This window comes from Candidatus Nitrosotalea sp. FS (genome assembly GCF_011319475.1).
Lineage (GTDB): Archaea > Thermoproteota > Nitrososphaeria > Nitrososphaerales > Nitrosopumilaceae > Nitrosotalea.
In genome coordinates this window covers 1-647 of record NZ_RCMC01000268.1, presented here as the reverse complement: position 1 = coordinate 647, position 647 = coordinate 1, and the positions used below count along the sequence as shown (strand labels likewise).

Here is a 647-nt window from a genome sequence, read left to right as displayed (position 1 = left end):
CATTCCAAATTATTTGGAGGAGAATAAAGAACTAACTGATAGTAAAGCCAATTGTAATGGAGTTCAATGCATTTGCAACAATCTCATATGTGTTACAAAAGATACCATCATCAAGAGTTACGAAGGATATTTTGGTTTGGGAATTGGATTCATTTTATCAGGTAGTATAATTTTAGTTATTTTTAGAAAGTGGATGATATGAGAAAATTATCAATTGTTGGAATTATCCTCATCATAGTTGGTAGCATATTTTTTGTACTAAGTGGTGTTTATTATCAAATATATCAAGATGACATACAAAAGATGAAGACTACGCCTGTAAAAGCAGGCAGTAGTAATCCCTTCATTAGTCATGTTCCTGACATTTTAAGTCCAGAACATGATGTAATTCCTGGGTTAATTTTACTCCCAAGTGGCATTGTGATAATGATTATTTCAAGAAAGTGGCAAAAATGAAAAAGAAGTTTGTAATCATCACCGCTATAGGAATTTCAATATTCTTGGCATTTTGTTTTCTAATTCCTGTTACCCAACCAATTGGAATCATGTGTCATAGTAAAGAACCTGTACAAAATGAAGGATCATTTGGTTACGTAATACGATTTACTGTGTTTGGGTATGTGGAATTTCTTTTAAACAGTGGGTCT

3 protein-coding genes are annotated in these 647 nt (G+C 32.1%); all 3 read left to right on the top strand.

Annotated features, from left to right (window positions below):
- Positions 1–202 (top strand): hypothetical protein (locus tag DYY66_RS13320; protein WP_218583724.1); only part of this gene is annotated, 202 nt, incomplete at its 5' end.
- A complete protein-coding gene (locus DYY66_RS10370) occupies positions 199–456 on the top strand; it encodes a hypothetical protein (RefSeq protein WP_166289015.1) in 258 nt (85 codons plus the stop codon). The genes DYY66_RS13320 and DYY66_RS10370, both read left to right, overlap by 4 nt.
- A partial coding sequence (locus DYY66_RS10365) for a hypothetical protein (protein ID WP_166289013.1) occupies positions 453–647 on the top strand: 195 nt, incomplete at its 3' end. The genes DYY66_RS10370 and DYY66_RS10365, both read left to right, overlap by 4 nt.

Excerpts from the sequence above, each read along its gene's own strand:
- DYY66_RS10370 (WP_166289015.1), top strand. The coding sequence starts at position 199 with ATGAGAAAATTATCAATTGTTGGAATTATCCTCATCATAGTTGGTAGC.